26 protein-coding genes and 1 tRNA gene are annotated in these 23586 nt (G+C 59.8%); 25 read left to right on the top strand and 2 right to left on the bottom strand.

The features are described from left to right. Positions 1–323: 323 nt before the first annotated feature. From ACZZZU_RS09070 to ACZZZU_RS09050, 5 genes are read left to right on the top strand one after another with little or no spacing between them, the layout of a single operon-like run. On the top strand, positions 324–776 hold the full coding sequence (locus ACZZZU_RS09070) for a MarR family winged helix-turn-helix transcriptional regulator (protein WP_463550394.1): 453 nt from the start codon (positions 324–326) through the stop codon (positions 774–776). Continuing rightward, positions 773–2863 (top strand): FUSC family protein, encoded by a 2091-nt coding sequence (locus ACZZZU_RS09065; protein WP_463550393.1) that lies wholly within the window; start codon positions 773–775, stop codon positions 2861–2863. The genes ACZZZU_RS09070 and ACZZZU_RS09065 overlap by 4 nt, the downstream gene beginning before the upstream one ends. Next, complete coding sequence (locus ACZZZU_RS09060; protein ID WP_122494117.1) at positions 2860–3069, top strand: DUF1656 domain-containing protein; 210 nt, start codon at positions 2860–2862, stop codon at positions 3067–3069. Before ACZZZU_RS09065 ends, ACZZZU_RS09060 begins: the two co-directional genes overlap by 4 nt. Continuing rightward, positions 3066–3956, top strand: coding sequence for an efflux RND transporter periplasmic adaptor subunit (locus tag ACZZZU_RS09055; RefSeq protein ID WP_463550392.1), 891 nt, complete (start codon positions 3066–3068; stop codon positions 3954–3956). Before ACZZZU_RS09060 ends, ACZZZU_RS09055 begins: the two co-directional genes overlap by 4 nt. Then, positions 3953–5368, top strand: coding sequence for an efflux transporter outer membrane subunit (locus ACZZZU_RS09050; RefSeq protein WP_463550391.1), 1416 nt, complete (start codon positions 3953–3955; stop codon positions 5366–5368). Before ACZZZU_RS09055 ends, ACZZZU_RS09050 begins: the two co-directional genes overlap by 4 nt. A gap of 127 nt (positions 5369–5495) precedes the next feature. Here ACZZZU_RS09050 and ACZZZU_RS09045 read toward each other — a convergent pair. Beyond that, positions 5496–5580: transfer RNA gene (locus ACZZZU_RS09045), tRNA-Leu, on the bottom strand. 109 nt (positions 5581–5689) lie between these two features. Here ACZZZU_RS09045 and queA point away from each other — a divergent pair. From queA to ACZZZU_RS09015, 6 genes are all read left to right on the top strand, one after another. After that, positions 5690–6739, top strand: a complete 1050-nt coding sequence (gene queA, locus ACZZZU_RS09040) for a tRNA preQ1(34) S-adenosylmethionine ribosyltransferase-isomerase QueA (protein WP_463550390.1) — start codon at positions 5690–5692, stop codon at positions 6737–6739. A 14-nt stretch (positions 6740–6753) separates the two neighbouring features. Then, a complete protein-coding gene (tgt, locus tag ACZZZU_RS09035) occupies positions 6754–7869 on the top strand; it encodes a tRNA guanosine(34) transglycosylase Tgt (RefSeq protein WP_206000611.1) in 1116 nt (371 codons plus the stop codon). A gap of 39 nt (positions 7870–7908) precedes the next feature. After that, positions 7909–8250, top strand: a complete 342-nt coding sequence (gene yajC / locus ACZZZU_RS09030; protein ID WP_122452563.1) for a preprotein translocase subunit YajC — start codon at positions 7909–7911, stop codon at positions 8248–8250. A 64-nt stretch (positions 8251–8314) separates the two neighbouring features. Beyond that, complete coding sequence (secD, locus tag ACZZZU_RS09025; protein ID WP_463550389.1) at positions 8315–10183, top strand: protein translocase subunit SecD; 1869 nt, start codon at positions 8315–8317, stop codon at positions 10181–10183. A gap of 9 nt (positions 10184–10192) precedes the next feature. Continuing rightward, positions 10193–11104 (top strand): protein translocase subunit SecF, encoded by a 912-nt coding sequence (secF, locus tag ACZZZU_RS09020; protein ID WP_463550388.1) that lies wholly within the window; start codon positions 10193–10195, stop codon positions 11102–11104. 144 nt (positions 11105–11248) lie between these two features. Continuing rightward, positions 11249–11803: a glycine zipper 2TM domain-containing protein gene (locus ACZZZU_RS09015; RefSeq protein ID WP_122494110.1), complete on the top strand. Its 555-nt coding sequence runs from the start codon at positions 11249–11251 to the stop codon at positions 11801–11803. Positions 11804–11881: 78 nt separating this feature from the next. On the opposite strand, the gene suhB is transcribed toward ACZZZU_RS09015, so the two are convergent. Beyond that, on the bottom strand, positions 11882–12697 hold the full coding sequence (suhB, locus tag ACZZZU_RS09010; protein WP_122494109.1) for a type III secretion system regulator SuhB: 816 nt from the start codon (positions 12695–12697) through the stop codon (positions 11882–11884). Between the two features lie 144 nt (positions 12698–12841). Here suhB and trmJ point away from each other — a divergent pair, with 144 nt between their 5' ends. The 14 genes from trmJ (at position 12842) to ACZZZU_RS08940 (ending at position 23586) form a co-directional block, all read left to right on the top strand. Then, positions 12842–13621 carry a tRNA (cytosine(32)/uridine(32)-2'-O)-methyltransferase TrmJ gene (trmJ, locus tag ACZZZU_RS09005; RefSeq protein WP_463550387.1) on the top strand — a complete coding sequence of 260 codons (780 nt, stop codon included), beginning with the start codon at positions 12842–12844 and terminating at the stop codon, positions 13619–13621. Beyond that, the gene (gene cysE, locus ACZZZU_RS09000; protein ID WP_122494107.1) at positions 13614–14393 is read left to right on the top strand and encodes a serine O-acetyltransferase; all 780 of its coding nucleotides are present in this window, start codon (positions 13614–13616) and stop codon (positions 14391–14393) included. The genes trmJ and cysE overlap by 8 nt, the downstream gene beginning before the upstream one ends. 141 nt (positions 14394–14534) lie before the next feature. Further along, on the top strand, positions 14535–15026 hold the full coding sequence (gene iscR, locus ACZZZU_RS08995) for a Fe-S cluster assembly transcriptional regulator IscR (RefSeq protein WP_122452570.1): 492 nt from the start codon (positions 14535–14537) through the stop codon (positions 15024–15026). 45 nt (positions 15027–15071) lie between these two features. Beyond that, positions 15072–16286: an IscS subfamily cysteine desulfurase gene (locus ACZZZU_RS08990; protein WP_122494106.1), complete on the top strand. Its 1215-nt coding sequence runs from the start codon at positions 15072–15074 to the stop codon at positions 16284–16286. 50 nt (positions 16287–16336) lie between these two features. After that, complete coding sequence (iscU, locus tag ACZZZU_RS08985; protein ID WP_108095972.1) at positions 16337–16723, top strand: Fe-S cluster assembly scaffold IscU; 387 nt, start codon at positions 16337–16339, stop codon at positions 16721–16723. Positions 16724–16753: 30 nt separating this feature from the next. Beyond that, the gene (iscA, locus tag ACZZZU_RS08980; protein WP_122494105.1) at positions 16754–17077 is read left to right on the top strand and encodes an iron-sulfur cluster assembly protein IscA; all 324 of its coding nucleotides are present in this window, start codon (positions 16754–16756) and stop codon (positions 17075–17077) included. Between the two features lie 8 nt (positions 17078–17085). Beyond that, complete coding sequence (hscB, locus tag ACZZZU_RS08975) at positions 17086–17607, top strand: co-chaperone HscB (RefSeq protein WP_463550386.1); 522 nt, start codon at positions 17086–17088, stop codon at positions 17605–17607. A 41-nt stretch (positions 17608–17648) separates the two neighbouring features. After that, positions 17649–19514 carry a Fe-S protein assembly chaperone HscA gene (gene hscA, locus ACZZZU_RS08970; RefSeq protein WP_463550385.1) on the top strand — a complete coding sequence of 622 codons (1866 nt, stop codon included), beginning with the start codon at positions 17649–17651 and terminating at the stop codon, positions 19512–19514. Continuing rightward, the gene (gene fdx / locus ACZZZU_RS08965; protein WP_122452574.1) at positions 19514–19855 is read left to right on the top strand and encodes an ISC system 2Fe-2S type ferredoxin; all 342 of its coding nucleotides are present in this window, start codon (positions 19514–19516) and stop codon (positions 19853–19855) included. The genes hscA and fdx overlap by 1 nt, the downstream gene beginning before the upstream one ends. 14 nt (positions 19856–19869) lie before the next feature. Then, the gene (iscX, locus tag ACZZZU_RS08960; protein ID WP_122494102.1) at positions 19870–20070 is read left to right on the top strand and encodes a Fe-S cluster assembly protein IscX; all 201 of its coding nucleotides are present in this window, start codon (positions 19870–19872) and stop codon (positions 20068–20070) included. Positions 20071–20184: 114 nt separating this feature from the next. Next, positions 20185–20616: a nucleoside-diphosphate kinase gene (gene ndk, locus ACZZZU_RS08955; protein ID WP_108095966.1), complete on the top strand. Its 432-nt coding sequence runs from the start codon at positions 20185–20187 to the stop codon at positions 20614–20616. A 25-nt stretch (positions 20617–20641) separates the two neighbouring features. Then, positions 20642–21790 carry a dual-specificity RNA methyltransferase RlmN gene (gene rlmN, locus ACZZZU_RS08950; RefSeq protein ID WP_122452576.1) on the top strand — a complete coding sequence of 383 codons (1149 nt, stop codon included), beginning with the start codon at positions 20642–20644 and terminating at the stop codon, positions 21788–21790. A 12-nt stretch (positions 21791–21802) separates the two neighbouring features. After that, positions 21803–22558, top strand: a complete 756-nt coding sequence (gene pilW, locus ACZZZU_RS08945) for a type IV pilus biogenesis/stability protein PilW (protein WP_463383631.1) — start codon at positions 21803–21805, stop codon at positions 22556–22558. Continuing rightward, positions 22558–23586 (top strand): helix-turn-helix domain-containing protein, encoded by a 1029-nt coding sequence (locus ACZZZU_RS08940; protein ID WP_463383630.1) that lies wholly within the window; start codon positions 22558–22560, stop codon positions 23584–23586. Before pilW ends, ACZZZU_RS08940 begins: the two co-directional genes overlap by 1 nt.

The raw sequence follows: 23586 nt of genomic DNA, 5'->3' as shown, positions 1-23586 counted from the left end.
TGGTTGCAGGGAGTAAGAAAAGCCGAGCGGGATGTAGCAAATCGAAGATCTACTGCACCAGGTCGCGATTCAACAGCGACCCATGCAAACACAGTGGGCGAAAAGATACGCCAACTTTGTGGCGAAAAACAACCCCCGAAATTAGGCCTTACAGCGCCTGAATACGGTGCTTCCAGAGCTTTTTGGCATAGCTTCAAAACCGCTCGGAATAGCAACTGAGTTTCTGCTGAAACACGCTTGTAAAGTCACCGTGCGGTAATTGACGCGTGGAAATTTCCGAGAATACAATTAGCTTGCTAACTAATTAATTCCTCGTGTTTCCGATGACCCTCGACGCCCTCCAGCTCAGCATAACCAGCGGCATGGTTTCCACTGCGCGCCATTGGCGACGCATTTGCCAAGCCACGCTGGTCAACTACGGAATTTCCGAAGCCTGCGCAGTGCCGCTGTTGATGATCGTGCGCCTGGGCGATGGCGTGCGGCAGGTGGCAGTGGCGCAAGCATCGGGGTTGGAAAGCCCGTCACTGGTGCGCTTGTTGGATCAACTGTGCCGCTCGGGGCTTGTTTGTCGCTGCGAAGACCCGAGCGATCGCCGCGCCAAAGCCCTGAGCCTGACGCCGCGCGGTCGAGAGCTGGCCGAGTCGATTGAAAACGAGTTAGTGCGCCTGCGCCGCGATGTGCTCAAAGACATTTCCTTGGCTGACCTCGAAGCGACCTTGCGCGTGATGCGTGCCTTTGAAGACGCCGGCCGAAATCAGAATGGGGCGCCGACATGACTGGCTTTTTCGCCGGCATGCCACCGGCGCGCGATTGGTTTTACGGGGTGCGCACCTTTGCCGCCTCGATGCTCGCGCTGTACATCGCCATGATCATGCAGATGCCGCGTCCTTACTGGGCGATGGCCACGGTGTATATCGTCTCCAGTCCCTTTGTCGGTCCCACCAGTTCCAAGGCGCTGTACCGCGCGGTCGGCACATTTGTCGGTGCGGCAGCGGCGGTGTTGTTCGTGCCGATGTTTGTGCAGGCGCCGTTGATGCTTTCAGTGGTGGTGGCGCTGTGGACCGGCACGCTGCTGTTTTTGTCGCTGCACCTGCGCACGGCGAATAGCTACGCGCTGATGCTCTCGGGCTACACGCTGCCGCTGATTGCCTTGCCGGTGGTGGATAACCCCAACGCGGTGTTCGATATCGCCTCGTCGCGCACGCAGGAAATTTTCCTCGGCATCGTGTGCGCCGCCGTGGTGGGCGCGGTGTTCTGGCCGCGTCGCCTGGCGCCGGTTTTCATGGATGCTGCCCAGGCCTGGTTCGCCGATGCCACACGCTACAGTCAGCACTTTCTTACCCGTGGCGCGTCGCCTGCCGAGGTGGGCAATCTGCGCGCCGCCATGGTCGCCAGCTTTAACTCGCTGGAGCTGATGATCGGCCAACTTCCCCACGAAGGGGCGCAGCCGCAGACGGTGCGCAACAGCAAAGAACTGCGCGGGCGGATGATTCATTTACTGCCGGTAATCGACGGCCTGGACGACGCGCTGATTGCCATCGAGCGTCGCTCGCCCGATCTGGTCGCCATGCTTGCGCCACTTTTAGAAGAGACCCGGCAGTGGCTCCTGAGCACCACCGATAACGCCGACCCCGCCCGCTGGCGCGCCTTGCGTGATCAGCTTGAAGCGCTGCAACCCAGCGCCGAGGCATTGGATGAGCGCCGGCAGTTACTGCTGTCCAACGCCTTGTACCGCCTGGGAGAATGGATCGACTTGTGGCAAGACTGCCGCAGCCTGCAGCACGCGTTGCTGCTGGATGACCAAACACCGTGGCGCGCGGTTTATCGCCACTGGCGCCTAGGCCGTCTCACGCCGTTTTTCGACCGAGGTCTGATGCTGTATTCGGTGTTTTCCACCATCAGCGCCATCATTGTCGCCTCGTTGTTGTGGATCGGGCTGGGTTGGACCGACGGCGGCAGCGCCGTTATTTTGGCCGCCGTGGCCTGCAGCTTTTTCGCCGCCATGGACGACCCGGCGCCGCAGATTTATCGGTTCTTTTTCTGGACCGCAATGTCGGTGCTGTTCGCCAGCCTTTACCTGTTTCTGATCCTGCCGAACCTGCACGACTTCCCCATGCTGGTGCTGGCGTTTGCGGTGCCGTTTATTTGCGTGGGCACGCTCACCGTGCAGCCGCGCTTTTACCTGGGCATGTTGCTGACCATCGTTAACACCTCGTCGTTTATCAGCATCCAGGGCGCCTACGACGCCAACTTCATGACCTTTATCAACAGCAACCTCGCCGGGCCGGTGGGGCTGTTGTTTGCGTTTGTCTGGACCCTGGTGATGCGCCCGTTTGGCGTGGAGGTGGCGGCCAAACGTATGACCCGTTTCAGTTGGCGCGACATCGTCGCCCTTACCGAGCCGGCAACCCTGGCCGAGCATCGGCGCATGGGCGTGCGCATGCTCGACCGTCTGATGCAGCATTTGCCGCGCCTGACGCAGACCGCTCAGGACACGGGCGGCGCGTTGCGTGATCTGCGCGTGGCGCTGTGTTTGCTCGATGTGCTGGCGTATTTGCCGCGCTTGCCGCAGTCGGCGCAGGGCCAGTTGCAGCAGGTGGTGGCGGATGTGGGCGAGTACTTTCGCGCCTGCCTGAAAGCGGGTGAGCGGCTGCCGGCGCCTGTGGGTCTGTTGATGACCATGGACCGTGCGCGACGGGCGCTGAATGTATCGGCCTGCGCCGACGCCGAGCAGGCGCGCTTGCACAGCTTGCTGGCCCTCAGCGGCTTGCGTCTGGCCTTGTTGCCGGGCGCGGAAGTGCTGGTTGAGGCGGGTCAGGAGCCCGAGCAACTTCCTTACGGTATCGATGGAGCCTCTTTGTGATCGGTGATCTGGATATCAGCGGCGTGTTTCTACCCACGCTGCTGGTGATGATGGCGTTTACCTACGTGTTGTACCTGCTGGTGCACGGGCTATTGAACCGCGCGCACTTCTATCGCCTGGTCTGGCACCGGGCCCTGTTTAACGTTGCTCTGTATGCCGTGCTGCTTGGCGCGGTGGATGCCATTTGCCGAAGCCTGATGCTATGAAAAAACCGATGTTGACCTTGGGCCGCGTGGTCCTGACGTTGTTGATGGTGACCCTGGCGGCCGTCGTGGTGTGGCGCATGGTGATGTATTACATGTTTGCGCCGTGGACGCGCGACGGGCATATCCGCGCCGACGTGATTCAGATCGCGCCTGATGTGTCTGGCCTGATCGAGGGCGTGAACGTGCATGACAACCAGCCGGTCAAGCGCGGCGATGTGCTGTTCACCATCGATCAGGAGCGCTTCACCCTGGCACTGCGTCAGGCCGAAGCGAGCGCCGCCGAGCGCAAGGAAGCGCTGGCCCAGGCGCAGCGCGAAGCCAAGCGTAATCGCGGCTTGGGCAATTTGGTGGCGCGCGAACAATTGGAAGAAAGCCAGTCTCGCGAGAGCCGCGCGCAGTCCGCTGTGGCGGCCGCGCAGGTGGCGGTGGATGCGGCCAAACTCAACCTGGAACGCTCGGTGATTCGCAGCCCGGTCGACGGCTACCTCAACGACCGCGCGCCGCGCGCCCATGAATTCGTCACAGCGGGCCGGCCGGTGCTGTCGGTGGTCGACAGCGAGTCGTTCCATATCGACGGTTATTTCGAAGAAACCAAGCTGCAGCACATTCGCGTCGGCCAAGCCGTGGACATTCGCGTGCTCGGCGACAACAGCCGCCTGCGCGGCCACGTGCAGAGCGTGGCCGCTGCGGTGGAAGACCGCGATCGCAGCAGCGGCAGCAACTTGCTTCCAAACGTGAACCCGGCATTCAGTTGGGTGCAATTGGCCCAACGGATTCCCGTGCGCATCGCGCTGGACGAAGTGCCAGCAGACTTCCGCATGATTGCCGGGCGCACGGCGACGGTGTCGATCATCGAGGGCAGCGACAAGGCGGAGCCCCAGCAATGAAGCGTTATGCAGTGATGGGCTTCGCGCTGGTGCTGTCTGCCTGCCAGGCGGTCGGCCCGGATTATCAATTGCCAAAAGACGCGGCCCTTGAGCGCGGCGATTTGCAGGGGCAATTGGCAACCGGCAACAGCGACGTGGTGTCGGCGCCGGTGCCGGCCGATTGGTGGCGGCTCTACCAGGACGCGCGCCTGGATCAGTTGGTGCAGCAGGCGTTGGCCTCTAATACCGACTTGCGCGTGGCGGCCGCCAACCTGGCGCGCGCCCGCACGCAGGTAGAGGAAGCGCAGGCCGAAGGTGGCTTCAGTGGCAGCGCGCGGTTTGGCGCGGAGCGTTTGCAGGAGTCCGGCGAGGCATTCCTGCTGGAGGAGAAAGTGCCGGTGGCGAACATCGGCAGCGGCTCGATCAACACCTCCTACCAATTCGATTTGTGGGGCACCTTGCAGCGTGGCATCGAGTCGGCCCAGGCCAATGCCGATGCGGCGCAGGCGGCTGCAGATACGGCGCGCATCACCTTGGTTGCCGAAGTGGTGCGCGCCTACACGCAGGTGTGTGCCGCCAATGAAGAACGCCATATCGCCCAGCAGTCGTTGGACCTGCAGGAAAAAGGCGTGACCCTGGTGCAGCGCCTGCGCGATGCCGGGCGAGGGGATGAAACCCAGGTGACGCGCACGCAAACCCAGTTCAAATCGCTGCGCGCCGAAATGCCGCGCTACGACGCGGCTCAGCAAGCGGGACTGTTCACCTTGTCGATGCTGTTGGCCAAGCCGGTCAGCGAACTGCCGGCCGGGGTGAGCGACTGCGCCGAGCTGCCGCATATCGCCCAACTGGTGCCAGTGGGCGACGGCGCGGAGTTGCTTAAACGGCGCCCGGATATCCGCCAGGCCGAGCGCAATCTGGCCGCCGCCACGGCGAAGATTGGCGTGGCAACCGGGCAGCTTTACCCAAACATCAGCATTGGCGCGACGGTCGGAACGGTGGGCATTCTCGAGCACCTGGGCGAGCCGGCGACAAATCGTTGGGGCTTCGGCCCGCTGATCAGTTGGACCATTCCCACCAACGGCGCACGTGCCCGCATTCGCGAAGCCGAGGCGGCGACGCAAGCGGCGCTGGCGCATTTCGACGGTGTGGTGCTCAACGCCGTACGTGAAACGCAGACAGGACTGGTGCAATACAGCGCCATGCTCGACCGCCGCGACGCCCTGGCGGACGCCGAGCATTCGGCGCAGCAGGCGGCGGACCAGACGCACCAGTTCTTCCAGGCCGGCCGCGCTTCGTTTCTGGCCGACCTGCAAGCCACCAAAACCTACACCGACATGCGCGCGCAGTTGGCGGCAGCGAACACGCAGGTGGCGATGGCGCAGATCAATTTGTTTTTGGCATTGGGCGGGGGTTGGCAACAAGCAACGCCCTAAAAGCATCGCGGCTGAAGCCGCTCCCACAGGTACGCGTGGTCTGTAGGAGCGGCTTTAGCCGCGATGCTTTTAGCCAAATCAGAGGCATAAAAAAAGGCCTTGCTTAGCAAGGCCTTTCTAATGTGCTTGGTGCCCCGGGGGAGACTCGAACTCCCACTCCTTTCGAAAACGGATTTTGAATCCGCCGCGTCTACCAATTCCGCCACCAGGGCACATAGGGCGCGCAGTATAGGGAGAGGTTTGCGTGTGGTCAACGGGGTCGCGTGGTGAATTTTGCGTATTTCCGTTAAACTTCGCGCCCCTGAAAAATGACCTCCCACCATGCGTGTTGCCGATTTTAATTTCGAGCTGCCAGACGCCCTGATTGCGCGTCACCCCTTGGCCGAGCGCCAGGGCAGCCGCCTGCTTTGCCTCGACGGCCCGACCGGTGCATTGGCGCACCGTCAGTTTTCCGATTTGTTGGAATACCTGCGTCCGGGCGACTTGATGGTGTTCAACAACACCCGCGTTATCCCCGCGCGCTTGTTTGGCCAGAAGGCCTCTGGCGGCAAACTGGAAGTGTTGGTGGAACGCGTGCTGGACAACCGCCGCGTGCTCGCCCACGTGCGCTCAAGCAAATCGCCGAAACCGGGCTCGACCATTCTTATCGATGGCGGCGCTGAAGCGCAGATGCTCGCGCGCCACGATGCGTTGTTCGAGCTGGGCTTCAACGAAGACGTATTGCCCCTGCTTGAGCGCGTCGGCCATATGCCGTTGCCTCCTTATATAGATCGCCCTGACGACAGCGCCGACCGCGAGCGTTATCAGACCGTGTACGCCGAGCGTGCCGGTGCAGTGGCGGCGCCTACCGCCGGCCTGCATTTCGATCAACCGTTGCTGGAAGCCATCCGCGCCAAAGGTGTGGTCACCGCGTTCGTGACGCTGCACGTTGGCGCGGGCACTTTTCAGCCTGTGCGCGTGGAAAAGATCGAAGACCACCACATGCATAACGAGTGGCTGGAGGTGACCGAAGAGGTGGTCGAGGCCGTTGCTGCCTGCCGCGCACGGGGCGGTCGGGTGATTGCAGTGGGCACCACCAGCGTGCGCTCGCTGGAAAGCGCGGCGCGCGATGGCCAGCTCAAACCGTTCAGTGGCGACACCGACATCTTCATCTACCCCGGCCGGCCGTTTCATGTGGTCGACGCCTTGGTGACCAATTTCCATTTGCCGGAATCGACATTGCTGATGCTGGTTTCCGCATTTGCCGGCTACCCGCAAACCATGGCGGCCTACGCCACGGCCATTGCCGAGGGTTACCGATTCTTCAGTTACGGTGATGCCATGTTCATTACCCGCAACCCCGCCGCGCGCGGACCCGAGGAGCACGCATGAGCCGCACCTGCCGCATGACATTCGAACTGCTGGCCACCGATGGCAAAGCCCGCCGTGGTCGCCTGACCTTCCCGCGCGGCGTCGTCGAAACGCCGGCGTTCATGCCGGTGGGCACCTATGGCACGGTGAAGGGCATGCTGCCGCGCGACATCGAAGCGATTGGCGCGCAGATGATCCTCGGCAATACCTTCCACCTGTGGCTGCGCCCCGGCATGGAAGTCATCAAACAGCACGGCGACCTGCATGACTTTATGCAGTGGAAAGGTCCGATCCTCACCGACTCCGGCGGCTTCCAGGTGTTCAGCCTGGGCGCCATGCGCAAGATCAAGGAAGAGGGCGTGACCTTCGCCTCGCCGGTCAACGGCAGCAAAGTGTTCATGGGCCCGGAAGAATCGATGCAAGTGCAGCGCGATCTCGGCTCCGATGTGGTGATGATTTTTGACGAGTGCACGCCGTATCCGGCCGACCTCGACGTGGCGCGCACCTCCATGGAACTGTCGTTGCGCTGGGCCAAGCGTTCGAAGATTGCCCATGGCGACAACACCGCCGCACTGTTCGGCATCGTTCAGGGCGGCATGCACCAGGACTTGCGCATGCGCTCGCTGGAAGGGCTCAGCGAAATCGGCTTCGATGGCTTGGCCATTGGCGGCTTGTCGGTCGGTGAGCCTAAGGAAGAGATGATTCGCGTGCTGGACTACCTGCCAGGGCAGATGCCAGCGGACAAACCGCGTTACCTCATGGGCGTTGGCAAACCTGAAGACCTGGTCGAAGGTGTGCGCCGTGGTGTGGATATGTTCGACTGCGTGATGCCGACGCGTAACGCGCGCAATGGTCATCTGTTCGTTGATACCGGCGTTCTGAAAATTCGCAATTCGGCTCATAAGCAAGACAACAGCACGCTTGATCCGACCTGCGATTGCTACACCTGCCAGAACTTCTCCCGGGCCTATTTGCACCACTTGGATAAGTGCGACGAAATGCTCGGTAGCATGTTGAATACCATCCACAATTTGCGTCATTACCAGCGCCTGATGGCTGGTTTGCGCGAGGCTATTCAACAGGGTACATTGGCCGCCTTCGTCGATTCCTTCTACGCCCGGCGCGGGCTCACCACACCGCCGCTGGACTGATCGTTCACCTTATAAAAGAATCTTTAACAGGAGTTTTACATGGGCTTTTTCATTTCCGACGCGCTCGCTGAAACGGCACCAGCCGCTGCTGCTGGCCCGGTGGGCGGCGACAGCATGTCGATCATTTTCCTGGTCGGCTTCATGGTCATTTTCTACCTCATGATCTGGCGTCCACAGGCCAAGCGCGCGAAAGAGCAGAAGAACCTGCTGAGCAATCTTCAGAAGGGCGACGAAGTGGTCACCTCCGGTGGCATCGCCGGCAAGATCACCAAAGTGACTGACGATTTCGTGGTCATCGAAGTATCCGACACCGTTGAACTGAAAATTCAGAAAGGCGCCATTGGTGCCACGCTGCCCAAGGGCACGCTGAAAGCCATCTAAACTCCACCATTTTTACCATTCGACGGGGCGCTAAAGGCGCCCCGCGTCATAAGCGGGCGGCGTCATGCTGAACAAATACCCTCTGTGGAAATACCTGCTGATCGTCGCGGTTCTGGTGATCGGCTTCATTTACTCTGCGCCGAACCTGTACCCGGATGATCCGGCTGTACAGATCAGCGGTGCCAGCACCGCATTGCAGGTCGGCCAGGCTGACCTGGACCGCGCGAGCAAGGCGCTGACTGACGCAGGTATCGAGGTCAAAGCGGCCACCTTGGCTGCGCAGGGGAAGGGCGGTCTGATCCGTCTGGTTAAGAAAGAACAGCAACTGCCGGCCAAAGACGTCATTCGCAAAACGATGGGCGACGACTACGTGGTGGCGTTGAACCTGGCCCAAACCACGCCGACCTGGCTGCGCAACCTAGGCGCCAGCCCGATGAAGCTGGGTCTGGACTTGTCCGGTGGCGTGCACTTCCTGTTGGAAGTGGACATGGACAAAGCGCTGGACGCGCGCCGCAAAGTGTACGAAGGCGATGTGAAGAGCCTGCTGCGCAAAGAGCGCGTGAAATACCGCAGTTTGCCCGAGCAAGATGGCGCCATTCAGTTGGGCTTCAGTGACGATGAGTCGCTGAGCAAAGCGAAAACACTGATCCGCAAAGATTTCATAGATTTCCAGGTGACCGAAGTCGAGCGCAATGGCATGCAAGTGCTGCGTCTGGAAATGACCCCGGCCAAGCTGGCTGAAATTCGCGAATACTCGATCAAGCAGAACTTGACCACGGTACGTAACCGCGTCAACGAGCTGGGCGTGGCCGAACCGCTGGTTCAGCGCCAGGGTGCCAACCGCATCGTGGTTGAGCTGCCAGGCGTGCAAGACACTGCCGAGGCCAAACGTATTCTCGGTAAAACCGCCAACCTGGAGTTCCGTCTGGCGGCTGGCCCTGATGCGACCAAGGCGACCACTGAGTCGTTTGAGTTCCGCGAGCCGGGTCGTCCGGCTGTGCCGTTGGAGCGTGGCTTGATCATCACCGGTGATCAGGTGACCGACGCCTCGGCCAGCTTCGATGAGAACGGCCGTCCGCAAGTGAACATCCGTCTCGACGGCCATGGCGGCGAATTGATGAGCCGCGCTACGCGCAGCAACGTCGGCCGCAGCATGGCGGTGATCTTTATCGAGCAGAAGCCGACCACGCGCTACACCAAGCAAATGGTCAACGGTGTCGAGCAAGACGTAGCGGTTCAGACGTTTAAAGAAGATAAGAAAATCATCAGCCTGGCGACCATTCAGTCGCCACTGGGCAGCCAGTTCCGTATCACTGGCTTGGAAGGCAAGGGCGAGTCGTCTGAACTGGCTCTGCTGCTGCGTGCTGGTGGTTTGGCGGCGCCGATGTACTTCGCTGAAGAACGCACCATCGGCCCAAGCCTGGGTGCGGACAACATCACCAAAGGTATCGATGCTTCGCTGTGGGGCATGCTGCTGGTGTCGCTGTTCATCATCTGCATCTACCGCTTCTTTGGTGTGCTGGCCACTGTGGCTCTGGCCTTCAACATGGTCATGCTGTTGGCGCTGATGTCCCTGTTGGGCGCTACGCTGACCCTGCCAGGTATCGCCGGTATCGTGCTGACCATGGGTATGGCGGTGGACGCCAACGTGCTGATTTTCTCGCGGATACGTGAAGAGATTGCCAATGGCATGTCGGTACAGCGCGCGATTCACGAAGGTTTCGACCGCGCCTACGCCGCGATCCTCGACGCCAACCTGACCACGCTGTTGGTCGGCGGCATCCTGTTTGCCATGGGTACCGGGCCGATCAAAGGCTTCGCGGTGACCATGTCGCTGGGTATCGTCACTTCGATGTTCACCGCCATCATGGTTACCCGCGGCATGGTTAACCTGATTTTCGGTGGTCGTGACTTCAAGAAGTTGTGGATTTAAGGGGCCGCTATGAAACGTACGATTAAGTTTATGGCCGTGCGCAACATCGCGTTCGGCTTCACCTTGGTGCTCACTGCGATTGCGCTGTTCAGCCTGTTCACTAAAGGTCTCAACTACGGCCTGGATTTCACCGGCGGCACATTGATCGAGCTGACTTACGAGCGCGACGCCAACCTGCTGCAAGTGCGTGAAGAACTGCAAAAAGCCGGCTTCAACGATGCCGTTGTGCAGAGCTTCGGCGCTGCGAACGAATTGCTGGTGCGCATGCCGGGTGATGATCCGCAATTAGGCACGCGCGTCGCCGATGCGCTGCGTGCGGTAGACGGCGATAACCCGGCCACCGTGAAGCGCGTTGAATTCGTGGGCCCGCAGGTCGGTGAAGAACTACGCGACCAGGGCGGCCTGGGCATGTTGCTGGCCTTGGGCGGCATCATGCTGTACCTGGCTTTCCGCTTTCAGTGGAAGTTTGGTTTGGGCGCAATCGCCTCGCTGATCCACGACGTAATCGTAGCCATGGGTGTGATTTCCTACTTCCAGATCACGTTCGACCTGACTGTACTGGCGGCGGTACTGGCGATCATCGGTTACTCGCTCAACGACACCATCGTGGTATTCGACCGTGTGCGGGAGAACTTCCGTGTGCTGCGTAAAGCCACGCTGGTCGAGAACATTGATATTTCCACCACGCAAACCCTGCTGCGCACCATGGCGACGTCGATTTCGACCTTGCTGGCTATCGGCGCGTTGCTGGTCTGGGGTGGCGATAACCTTTACGGTTTCTCCATCACCCTGTTCATTGGCGTATTGGCCGGTACCTACTCGTCGATCTACATCGCCAACGTAGTGCTGATCTGGCTGAACCTGAGTGTTGAAGATCTGATTCCGCCAGTCTCCACAGAAGAGGTAGACGAACGCCCATAAGGCGCTTTGTCGACCAGACCGCGATGGTGCTGAGCAGCCCATCGCGGTTTTTTTTCGTCGGCAATTTTGAACTGGCTGTAGGAAAAAGACTCCAAGGCTAGGAGAAAGGCGCTACGGCGTCTCGGTGTAAACCAGGAGGTTCAAGTGAACAAGTCGATGCTAGTTGGTGCGGTGCTGGGCGCGGTAGGTGTTACCGCCGGAGGTGCTGTTGCAACTTACAGCTTGGTGGGTGGCGGTCCTGAATACGCGCAAGTGCTCGCGGTGGAACCGATCAACGAAACCATCAAGACTCCGCGGCAAGTTTGCAAAGATGTAACCGTCACTCGGCAAAAACCGGTCAAGGATCAACATCAAATCGTGGGTAGCGTATTGGGCGCTGTGGCAGGTGGTCTGCTCGGTAACCAGGTTGGCGGCGGTAACGGCAAGAAAATTGCCACCGTAGCGGGTGCGGTTGGCGGCGGTTATGCCGGTAACAAGGTGCAGGAAAACATGCAGTCCAATGACACCTATACCACCACCGAAACCAAGTGCAATACGGTCACCGACACCAGCGACAAGCTGGTCGGCTACAACGTGAAGTACCAGTTGAAAGACAAAGTGGGTCAGGTGCGGATGGATCGTGATCCGGGCAGCCAAATTCCGGTCGATGAAAAAACCGGTCAGCTGATTCTGGGTCAGAACCAGCCCGTCCAGCAGTAAGAAAAAAGCGTCCTTCGGGGCGCTTTTTTTCGCCCATAAAAAAACCGGCGCTTGGCCGGTTTTTTATTGTTCTTAGGCTTAGCGTTTTTGCTGAGCCGACAGGTGCGGCTGAATGGCCGTCAACACTGCCTTAAAGCATTTGGTGTTGCCGGCTACCACGTGGCCCTTTTCCAGGAATTCGTGGCCACCAGTGAAGTCGCTGACCAAACCGCCAGCTTCCTGAATCAGCAGCACGCCTGCGGCCATGTCCCATTCGGACAGGCCCGCTTCCCAGAATGCATCGAAACGACCGGCGGCCACGTACGCCAAGTCCAGACTGGCAGCGCCGGCGCGGCGAATGCCGGCGGTTTGGCCGACCAGGCTGCGGAACATGCCGAGGTAATTGTCGAGGCCGTCCATTTGGTCGTCGCGGAACGGGAAGCCGGTGCCGAGCAGGGCGCCTTCGAGGCTGGTGCGACCGCTAACGCGCAGACGACGGCCGTTCAGCTGAGCGCCACGGCCACGGCTGGCGGTGAATTCTTCTTGGCGGACTGGGTCGAGCACGACGGCGTGTTCCAGGCGGCCACGGTATTTGCAGGCAATGCTGACCGCGAAGTGCGGGATGCCGCGCAGGAAGTTGGTGGTGCCGTCTAGTGGGTCGATGATCCAGAGGTAGTCTTCGCCGTCGCCACTGCCGGCGTGCAGGCCGGTTTCTTCGCCGAGGATGGCGTGGGTTGGGTAGGCTTTGCGCAGCGCGGTGATGATGCTGGTTTCAGCGGCGCGGTCCACTTCGGACACGTAGTCCTTGGCGTCTTTTTCGTCGACCTTGATGGTGTCCAGGCGCTCGATGGAGCGGAAGATCAGTTCACTGGCGCTGCGGGCGGCGCGCAGCGCGATATTCAGCATAGGCTGCATGGAGGGTCACCTGGGTCGTTAAAGAAAGCCGAGCATTCTAACAGAAAACCATAGATGAAGAAGGCCCACCTGGCGTGCGCATGGTGTTTGCCGGGGTGCTTCTGTAAGATTTGCCTCCCTTTGTTGTCCGTGTGAGCGCTTTCGTTGCTGGAAAATATCCGCGTCGTTTTGGTCAATACCAGTCATCCCGGCAATATCGGCGGCGCCGCGCGGGCGATGAAAAACATGGGCTTGTCGCGCCTGGTGTTGGTCGATCCGCAAGACTTTCCCAGCCACGAAGCCAGCGCCCGGGCGTCCGGTGCCGATAGCATTCTTGAAGCTGCACACGTTGTCGCCACGCTCGAAGAGGCGCTGGTTGGGTGCACGCTGGTGCTGGGCACCAGTGCGCGCGATCGCCGAATGCCGTGGCCCATGCTCGACCCTCGTGAGTGTGGCGTGCACGCCGTCGAGCGTGCCGCCGAAGGGGGCGAAGTGGCGCTGGTTTTTGGTCGTGAATATGCCGGCCTTACCAATGAAGAATTGCAGCGTTGCCACTACCACGTACACATTCCGTCCGACCCCGACTTCAGCTCCCTAAACCTTGCCGCCGCCGTGCAGGTGCTCTGTTATGAGGTGCGTATGGGGTGGCTGGCCAGCCAGGGGCAAAGCAAGCGCGCGGAAAAAACAGAAGTGGCGTCGCCGCGCAGCGAGCAGTTGTCGACCATGGACGAGTTAGAGCGGTTTTACGGTCATCTGGAAACGACGCTGGTGCAGATCGGTTTTCTCGACCCGGAAAACCCCCGGCATTTGATGTCGCGCTTGCGTCGGCTGTTTGCCCGTAGCGCGGTAAGTCAGTCGGAAATGAATATTCTGCGCGGCATTTTGACCGAGACTCAAAAAGCCGCTCGCGGTGAGCCACACAAGCGGAGAAGTGACGATGTTTGAGCGCGTACGAGAAGACATTCAAAGCGTATTCCACCGAGACCCGGCGGCGCGTAACGCTTTCGAAGTTCTGACGTGCTATCCGGGTCTGCACGCCATTTGGTTGCATCGCCTGTCTGGCTGGTTGTGGTTGGCGGGCTGGAAATGGCTGGCGCGCATGGTGTCGAACTTCGGTCGCTGGCTGACCGGCATCGAAATTCACCCGGGCGCCAAAATCGGCAAGCGCTTCTTTATTGACCACGGCATGGGCATCGTCATCGGCGAAACCGCCGAGATTGGCGACGACGTTACCCTTTATCAAGGCGTGACCCTGGGCGGCACCAGTTGGAACAAAGGCAAGCGTCACCCAACATTGGAAAACGGTGTGGTAGTGGGAGCGGGCGCCAAGGTGCTCGGGCCGTTCACGGTTGGCGCGAACGCCAAGGTTGGCTCCAATGCGGTGGTAACCAAGCCGGTGCCGGCCGGTGCGACGGTTGTCGGCATTCCGGGGCGCATCATCGTCAAGGCTGATGACGAAGCAGAAGCAAAGCGCCAGGCCATCGCCGAAAAGCTCGGGTTCGACGCTTATGGCGTCAGTCCTGACATGCCTGATCCCGTGGCCAAAGCCATCGGTCAGATGCTCGATCACCTGCAGGCGGTAGACGGTCGCCTGGAAGGCATGTGCTCGGCGCTCAAGGCGCTGGGTAGCGATTATTGCGCGAAAGATCTGCCGACATTGCGTGACGAAGACTTCAACGACGTCTGCAAAGGTCTGGACGACAAGCCCGCCGCCTGACGCGCGCCGCTATGCGTTTTTTGCTATGATTCGCGCCCTTCATTTCGCGCAATCCCGAGTGTTTTAATCGGTCTTATAGTTGACCTAAATACTCGGGAATAGCATACTTACGGCATATTCAGTGATCTTGCGGTACAAGCCATGCGACTGACTACCAAAGGCCGTTACGCCGTGACCGCCATGCTCGATTTGGCACTTCATGCCCAGCATGGTCCGGTTTCTCTGGCGGATATTTCCGAGCGCCAGGGCATTTCCCTGTCGTATCTCGAGCAACTATTCGCCAAATTGCGTCGCGGAAATCTGGTTTCCAGTGTGCGTGGTCCCGGTGGCGGCTATCAGTTGTCCCGTGACATGGGCGGCATTCAGGTTGTGCAGGTGATCGACGCGGTGAACGAGTCGGTCGATGCCACGCGCTGCCAAGGCTTGAGCGGTTGCCACGATGGCGACACCTGTCTGACCCACCACTTGTGGTCCGACCTGAGCCAGCAAATTCACGAATTTCTTAGTGGTATCAGTTTGGCCGACCTTGTCACCCGTCACGAGGTGCAAGACATCGCCAGGCGCCAGGATCAGCGTCACTGCTCAGGCAGAACGCCACGCATGGATAAAATTGAAGCGTCCGCCATCGATTGAGTAGGGCGCCAGGCTGACCGGCCTACACCTGATTAGGAGACATCAATGAAATTGCCGATTTATCTCGATTACTCCGCGACTACACCGATTGATCCTCGTGTGGCGCAGAAAATGAGCGAATGCCTGTTGGTCGACGGTAACTTCGGTAACCCGGCCTCGCGCTCCCACGTGTTTGGCTGGAAAGCTGAAGAAGCCGTGGAAAACGGTCGCCGTCAGGTGGCTGAGTTGGTGAATGCCGACCCGCGCGAAATCGTCTGGACCTCCGGTGCCACCGAGTCGGACAACCTGGCAATCAAAGGTGTTGCGCACTTCTATAAGAGCAAGGGCAAACACATCATCACCTCGAAGATCGAGCACAAAGCCGTGCTCGATACCACGCGCCAACTTGAGCGCGAAGGCTTCGAAGTGACCTATCTCGACCCGCAGGAAGATGGCCTGATCACTCCGGCTATGATCGAAGCGGTGCTGCGTGAAGACACCATTCTGGTGTCGATCATGCACGTCAACAACGAGATCGGCGTTATCAACGACATCGCGGCCATTGGTGAGCTGACTCGCTCGCGCGGCGTGTTGTTCCACGTCGATGCGGCTCAGTCCACCGGCAAGGTCGATATCGATCTGAGCAAGCTGAAGGTCGATTTGATGTCCTTCTCGGCGCACAAAACCTACGGTCCTAAAGGCATCGGCGCCCTGTATGTCAGCCGTAAGCCACGTGTACGTCTTGAAGCTCAGACACACGGCGGCGGTCACGAGCGCGGCATGCGTTCGGGCACCTTGGCCACTCACCAAATCGTCGGCATGGGCGAAGCGTTCCGTATCGCCAAAGAAGAAATGGCTCAGGAAAACCAGCGCATCGCTGCCCTGAACGAGCGCTTCTTCAAGCAGGTCGACGGCCTGGAAGAGCTGTATGTGAACGGCAGCAGCACCGCTCGCGTGCCGCACAACCTGAACCTGAGCTTCAACTATGTGGAAGGCGAGTCGCTGATCATGGCGCTTAAAGACCTGGCGGTTTCGTCCGGTTCGGCCTGCACCTCGGCTTCCCTTGAGCCTTCGTATGTACTGCGCGCCCTGGGCCGCAACGACGAACTGGCACATAGCTCGATCCGTTTCACCTTCGGCCGTTTCACCACCGAAGAAGAAGTTGATTACGCCGCAGCCAAAGTGCGCGAGGCAGTTACCAAGCTGCGCGAACTGTCGCCGCTGTGGGACATGTTTAAAGAAGGTGTCGATATTTCCAAAGTGGAATGGGCGGCACATTAATTAGCTGCCAATAAGAGCGGCACCTGCTCCTGATGAGAGAGAAATGAATCATGGCTTATAGCGAAAAGGTCATCGACCACTACGAGAACCCGCGCAACGTCGGCAAGATGGACGCGGAAGATCCTGATGTCGGCACCGGCATGGTCGGCGCGCCGGCGTGCGGCGACGTGATGCGTCTGCAGATCAAGGTTAACGATCAGGGCGTTATTGAAGACGCCAAGTTCAAAACCTACGGCTGCGGTTCGGCTATCGCCTCCAGCTCCCTCGCCACCGAGTGGATGAAGGGCAAAACCCTGGATGAAGCCGAAACCATCAAGAACACCCAGTTGGCTGAAGAGCTTGCTCTGCCACCGGTGAAGATTCACTGCTCGGTACTCGCCGAAGACGCCATCAAGGCGGCCGTTCGCGACTACAAGCAGAAGAAAGGCCTGCTCTAACCAGCAGTCGTTTGCGACTAAGGAGTTCTCATGGCTATCAGCATGACCGAAGCGGCGGCCCAACACGTACGCCGCTCCCTCGACGGGCGTGGCAAAGGTGACGGTATTCGCCTGGGTGTTCGCACCACCGGCTGCTCGGGCCTGGCCTACGTCCTGGAGTTTGTCGACGAAGCACAAGGCGAAGACCAGGTGTTCGAAAGTCACGGCGTGAAAGTGATCATCGACCCGAAAAGCCTGGTGTACCTCGACGGTACTGAACTGGACTTCGTCAAAGAAGGTTTGAACGAAGGCTTCAAGTTCAATAACCCCAACGTGCGCGGCGAATGTGGCTGCGGCGAGAGCTTCAACATCTGAGGCTGGCTGTGGGCACCCCTTGTCACTTTGCATTGTTTGACCTGCAACCCAGCTTCCGTCTGGATCTTGAGCAGCTGGCTACGCGATATCGCGAGCTGGCGCGTAGCGTGCACCCCGACCGTTTTGCCGACGCCTCTGAGCGCGAGCAACGGTTGGCGCTGGAGCATTCGGCGAGTCTCAATGAGGCCTACCAGACGCTGAAAAACGCGCCAAAACGGGCGCGTTATCTGCTGGCGTTGCGTGGTCACGAGCTGCCGCTGGAAGTCACCGTGCAGGATCCCGAGTTCCTCATGCAGCAGATGCAATGGCGCGAGGAGCTTGAAGACCTGCAAGACAGCGCCGACCTGGCCGGTGTCGCCACATTCAAGCGCCGCTTAAAGGCTGCTCAGGATGAGCTCAACGACCGTTTTGCCGCCTGTTGGGATGAGACTGCGCGCATAGACGAGGCCGAGCGCCTGGTCCGCCGCATGCAGTTCCTCGACAAGCTCAGCTACGAAGTGCGCCAGTTGGAAGAGCGCCTCGACGATTAATTCCGCGCCGCCCAGGCGGCGCGCCTGATGCGCAGACAAGCATGGCATTACTGCAGATCGCTGAACCCGGGCAAAGCCCGCAACCGCATCAACGGCGTTTGGCCGTTGGTATCGACCTGGGCACCACCAACTCGCTGGTAGCGGCGTTGCGCAGTGGCGTTTCGGCGCCCATCGCCGACGCCGATGGCGAGGTCATCCTGCCGTCCGCCGTGCGTTATCACAGCGATCACGTTGAGGTCGGGGGCGCTGCCAAAGCCGCCGCCGCGAGTGACCCGTTCAATACCGTGTTGTCGGTCAAACGTCTTATGGGTCGCGGCCTGGCAGACGTGAAGCAGCTCGGTGAGCAGCTGCCTTACCGCTTTGTCGGCGGCGAGTCGCACATGCCCTTTATCGAAACGGTGCAGGGCGCCAAGAGCCCGGTGGAAGTGTCTGCCGAAATTCTTAAAGTGCTGCGAGTGCGTGCCGAAGCGGCCTTGGGTGGTGACTTGGTTGGCGCGGTGATCACTGTTCCGGCTTATTTCGACGATGCACAGCGCCAAGCCACCAAAGACGCCGCCCGCCTGGCTGGCCTCAACGTATTGCGCCTGCTTAACGAGCCGACCGCCGCAGCCGTGGCCTATGGGCTGGATCAAAAAGCTGAAGGCGTAGTCGCCATTTATGACTTGGGCGGCGGCACCTTCGATATTTCCATTCTGCGCCTGACTGGCGGCGTGTTCGAAGTGCTTGCCACCGGCGGCGATACCGCGCTGGGCGGCGACGATTTCGACCATGCCATTGCTGGCTGGATTGTTGAGCAGGCGGGTATTTCCACCGACATCGCCCCCGGTGAGCAGCGCGGTTTGTTGCAGGCCGCTTGTGCTGCCAAAGAAGCGCTGACCGACGCCGATTCTGTGAACGTCAGCTTCGGCGACTGGAGCGGTGAGCTGTCACGCGCCCATTTCGATAGCCTTATCGAGCCCATGTTGCAGCGCAGCCTCAAAGCCTGCCGCCGCGCCGTGCGTGACGCAAACATCGAAGTGGATGAAGTCAAAGCTGTGGTCATGGTCGGCGGCTCGACTCGCGTGCCACGTGTGCGCACGGTGGTGGGCGAGCTGTTTGGCCGCACGCCGCTGACCGATATCGACCCGGATCAAGTGGTGGCCATTGGCGCCGCGATTCAGGCCGACACCTTGGCGGGCAACAAACGCAATGGCGAAGAGCTGCTGTTGCTGGACGTCATTCCGCTGTCCCTGGGGCTGGAAACCATGGGCGGCTTGATGGAGAAAGTCATCCCGCGCAACACCACGATTCCGGTTGCCCGCGCGCAAGACTTCACCACCTATAAAGACGGCCAGACGGCCATGATGATTCACGTGCTGCAAGGCGAGCGCGAGCTGATCAGCGACTGCCGCTCCCTGGCACGCTTTGAGCTGCGCGGCATTCCCGCCATGGTGGCCGGCGCGGCGAAAATTCGCGTGACCTTTCAGGTGGATGCCGATGGCCTGCTCAGTGTTGCCGCACGCGAATTGGCGTCCGGCGTTGAAGCCAGTATCCAGGTGAAGCCGTCTTACGGGCTCACCGACGGCGAAATCGCCCGCATGCTTCAGGACTCGTTCCAGAACGCCGGCGATGACAAGGTCGCCCGCGTGTTGCGTGAGCAGCAAGTGGATGCGCAGCGTTTGATTGAGGCCGTTCAAGCGGCGTTGGAAGCGGACGGCGAGCGGTTGCTCGACGCCGAAGAGCGCATGGTCATCGACCTGCAGATGCAGGAATTGAGTGAATTGATGAAAGGCTCGGATGGTTATGCCATCGAGCAGCAGACCAAGCGCCTGTCGCAGGTCACCGACGCTTTTGCTGCCCGCCGTCTGGATTCGACGGTGAAAGCCGCGCTGGCAGGGCGCAATCTGAATGAAATCGAGGACAACTGATGCCGCAGGTTATTTTTCTGCCCCACCCGAAATTTTGCCCTGAAGGCATGGTTGTCGAGGCTGAGCCGGGCACTTCCATTTTGGATTTGGCGCACGAGCACCATATTGAAATGGAAAGCGCCTGCGGCGGCGTCTGCGCCTGCACGACCTGCCATTGCATCGTGCGCGAAGGGTTCGATTCCCTGGAAGAGGCGGACGAGCTCGAGGAGGACTTTCTCGACCGTGCCTGGGGCCTTGAGGCTCAGTCGCGTCTGGCGTGTCAGGCGATTGTTGGTACCGAAGACATCACCGTCGAAATTCCGAAATACTCGCTCAATCACGCCGCCGAAGCGCCGCATTGATTCAAGGAAGTGTCATGAGTCTGAAGTGGACTGATGTTCTGGAAATCGCCATTCAACTGGCTGACAGCAAGCCCGACGTGGATCCGCGCTACGTCAACTTCGTCGACCTGCAACGTTGGGTCGCTGCATTGCCTGAGTTCAACGACGATCCGCAACGTGGCGGTGAGAAAGTATTAGAGGCCATTCAGGCGGCGTGGATCGAAGAAGCCGACTGATTTCGCCTCAGTTGGCGCACCACAGCTGGGCGCCAGCCCTACGCATTTAACAGGAACCCGCGTATAATTCGCGGGTTTAATTTTTGGCTTAACTCTCAGTTTCTGGAGCTTCACATGGCTGTTCAACGCACTTTCTCCATCATCAAGCCCGACGCCGTTGCTAAAAACGTAATCGGCGAAATCGTTACACGTTTCGAAAAAGCCGGCCTGCGCGTCGTTGCTTCGAAAATGAAACAACTGTCCAAAGCTGAAGCTGAAGGCTTCTACGCTGAGCACAGCGCTCGTGGCTTCTTCGGCGAGCTGGTTGCTTTCATGATCTCCGGTCCGGTTGTTGTTCAGGTTCTGGAAGGCGAAGACGCCATCGCCAAAAACCGCGAACTGATGGGCGCTACCAACCCTAAAGAAGCTGCCGCCGGCACCATCCGCGCTGACTTCGCCGACTCGATCGACGCCAACGCCGTTCACGGTTCGGACTCCGAAGCCGCTGCTGCTCGCGAAATTTCGTACTTCTTCGCTGCAACCGAAGTAACTGCACGTACTCGCTAATCAGCGAACGGGCGAGGGTGAAGACATGACTGAAGCTACCGGCAAAATCAATCTCCTGGGTCTGACCCAGCCTGAGATGGAACAATTCTTCGACTCTATCGGGGAGAAGCGTTTTCGTGCCGGTCAGGTGATGAAGTGGATTCACCACTTTGGCGTCGATAATTTCGCCGCCATGACCAATGTCGGCAAGGTCTTGCGCGAAAAGCTCGAGGCCCGTGCCGAGATTCGTGGGCCGGAGGTGGTGAGTGAAGATATCTCCACCGACGGAACCCGCAAATGGGTCGTGCGTGTGGCCTCTGGCAGCTGTGTCGAGACCGTATACATTCCCCAAGGCAGTCGCGGCACCCTCTGCGTTTCCTCGCAGGCCGGTTGCGCGCTGGACTGCAGTTTCTGCTCCACCGGTAAACAAGGTTTCAACAGCGATCTGACGGCGGCCGAAATCATCGGCCAGGTGTGGATCGCCAACAAATCGTTCGGCAGTGTGCCGGCGAAAATTGATCGCGCCATCACCAACGTGGTGATGATGGGCATGGGCGAACCGCTGTTGAACTTCGACAACGTGGTCGCCGCCATGCACCTGATGATGGACGACCTCGGCTATGGCATCTCCAAGCGCAAGGTGACGTTGTCCACCTCGGGCGTGGTGCCGATGATCGACAAGCTCGGTGAAGTCATCGACGTGTCCCTGGCCCTGTCGCTGCACGCGCCCAATGATGCGCTGCGCAACACACTCGTGCCGATCAACAAGAAGTATCCTCTGGCCATGCTCCTCGCCGCGTGCAAACGCTACGTGGCGCGCCTCGGCGAAAAGCGTGTATTGACCATCGAGTACACCTTGCTCAAAGACGTCAACGACCGCACCGAACACGCTGAGGAGATGATCGAGTTGCTCAAGGACATTCCTTGCAAGATCAACTTGATCCCGTTCAACCCTTTCCCCCATTCCGGTTACGAGCGGCCCAGCAACAACAGTATTCGCCGCTTCCAAGACCTGCTGTATAAAGCAGGGCACAACGTCACCGTGCGCACCACGCGCGGCGAAGACATTGATGCTGCTTGCGGGCAACTGGTTGGCCAGGTTATGGATCGCACCCGCCGTAGCGAGCGCTACATTGCCGTGCGCCAACTGAGCAACGAGGCTGACGCTCCACGTACCGCTGCAAACCGAACCTAAGGTAGGACACCTATGACATTGCGCACTGCGCTGCTGCTTCTGTTCACTGGCTTACTGTTTGGCTGTGTCTCGACGGGTCAGGTCGACCCGATGAAAACCGACAAAGGGCGTGACGAAGCGCGTGATGCGTACATTCAACTGGGCATCGGCTACCTCAATCAGGGCAACACCGAACAGGCCAAAGTGCCGTTGAAAAAGGCCTTGGAGCTTGACCCAAGCAATGCCGACGCCAATGGCGCGCTCGCCATCCTGTTCCAAACCGAAATGGAACCGGAACTGGCCGATGAGCATTTTCGTAAAGCCATCTCCAGCCGTCCGGATCCGCGCTTTCTGAATAACTACGGGGCATTCCTGTACGAGCAAGGCCGTTACCAGGAAGCTAAAGACCGCTATCTCGAAGCGGTAAAAGACAACATGTACCCGGAGCGCTCGCGGGTGTTCCAGAACCTTGGCCTGGTGTCTTTGAAACTCAAAGATCGCGCCCAGGCCAAACAATACTTCGAACGCTCGATTCGTCTGAACAAACGTCAGGCGCGCCCGCATTTGGAGTTGGCCAAGCTGGCCTATGAAGACAAGGAATACGTGCCTGCGCGCAAGTATTACGACGCCTTCAGCAAGATCACCGAACAAAATGCTGAAAGCCTGCTGCTTGGCGCTCGACTGGCCAAGATTTTCGATGACCGCGACAAAGCGGCGACGCTTGGCCTGCAGCTCAAACGTCTCTATCCCGGTACGCCGGAATACAAGCAATACATGTCGGAGCAATGATGAAAGCGGTGCATCCAGAAGCTCTAGCGGTCCCTCGCAGTAACCCCGGCGAGACGCTGCGTAAAGCCCGCGAAAACCGGAACTGGTCGCTGGCCGACGTGGCCGGTCAGCTCAATCTGACCACCCAACGCCTTACTCAATTGGAAGCCGGACAGTTCGATCAACTGCCAGGCCACACGTTCGCGCGCGGCTATGTGCGTGCCTACGCCAAACTGCTGGGCATGGATCAAACCCTGATCGTTCAGGAGTTCGACCAATACACCGGCACCGATGCCACCGGCAGCAGCGTGCATGGCCTCGGCCGTATCGAAGAGCCCATGCGCCTTTCGCAAAACCTGCTGCGTATCGTGTGCCTGCTGCTGTTGCTGGCCATGGTGGCGGGTGGTTTCTTCTGGTGGCAGGACCAATCCGCTGGGCGCACCACTGAAACAGGCGGTATCAGCCTGGGCCATGTTGAAGTCGATGGCGCCGATGGTAAAACCGAAATTCATCCATTGGACGAGCCGGAAGATCAGGCGGTGGTCGACGCCGAAGGCGCCGAAGAAGCCGTGCCGGCCGAAGTGTCGCCTGAAGTGGCGATGCAGCCGGAAGCACCTGTCGCTCAAGCCCCGGTTACAACGCCCCCAGCCACAACCGCACCAGGCGCAACGGCTCCGTCCGTAGCGAGCCCTGCACCGGCCGCTCCCGCTTCCGCGCCGTCACTTACACAAGCGCCCGCCGCACCGACTGCGCCTGCTGGCCAGACACCTCAGGCCGCACCCGCCGCGCCGGTAGTGGCCGCTGCTGGCGAAGGCGTTGTGGCGTTGGACTTCAGCGCCAACTGCTGGATCCAGCTCACCGATGGCAACGGCAAAGTTGTGGTCAGCGGTTTGAAACGCGCCGGTGAAAAGCTCGAAGTCTCCGGCAAAGCGCCGCTTGAACTGCGCCTGGGTTATGCCCGCGGCGCGCAAGTGCGCTTCAACGGTCAGGCCGTTGACGTAGCGCCGTTCACCAGTGGCGAAACCGCCCGTATCAAGTTGGGACAATAA

It is taken from the genome of Pseudomonas sp. AC136 (assembly GCF_979258585.1).
Note: the sequence above shows the minus strand (reverse complement) of the source record. Positions and strands in the feature narration are given on the sequence as shown.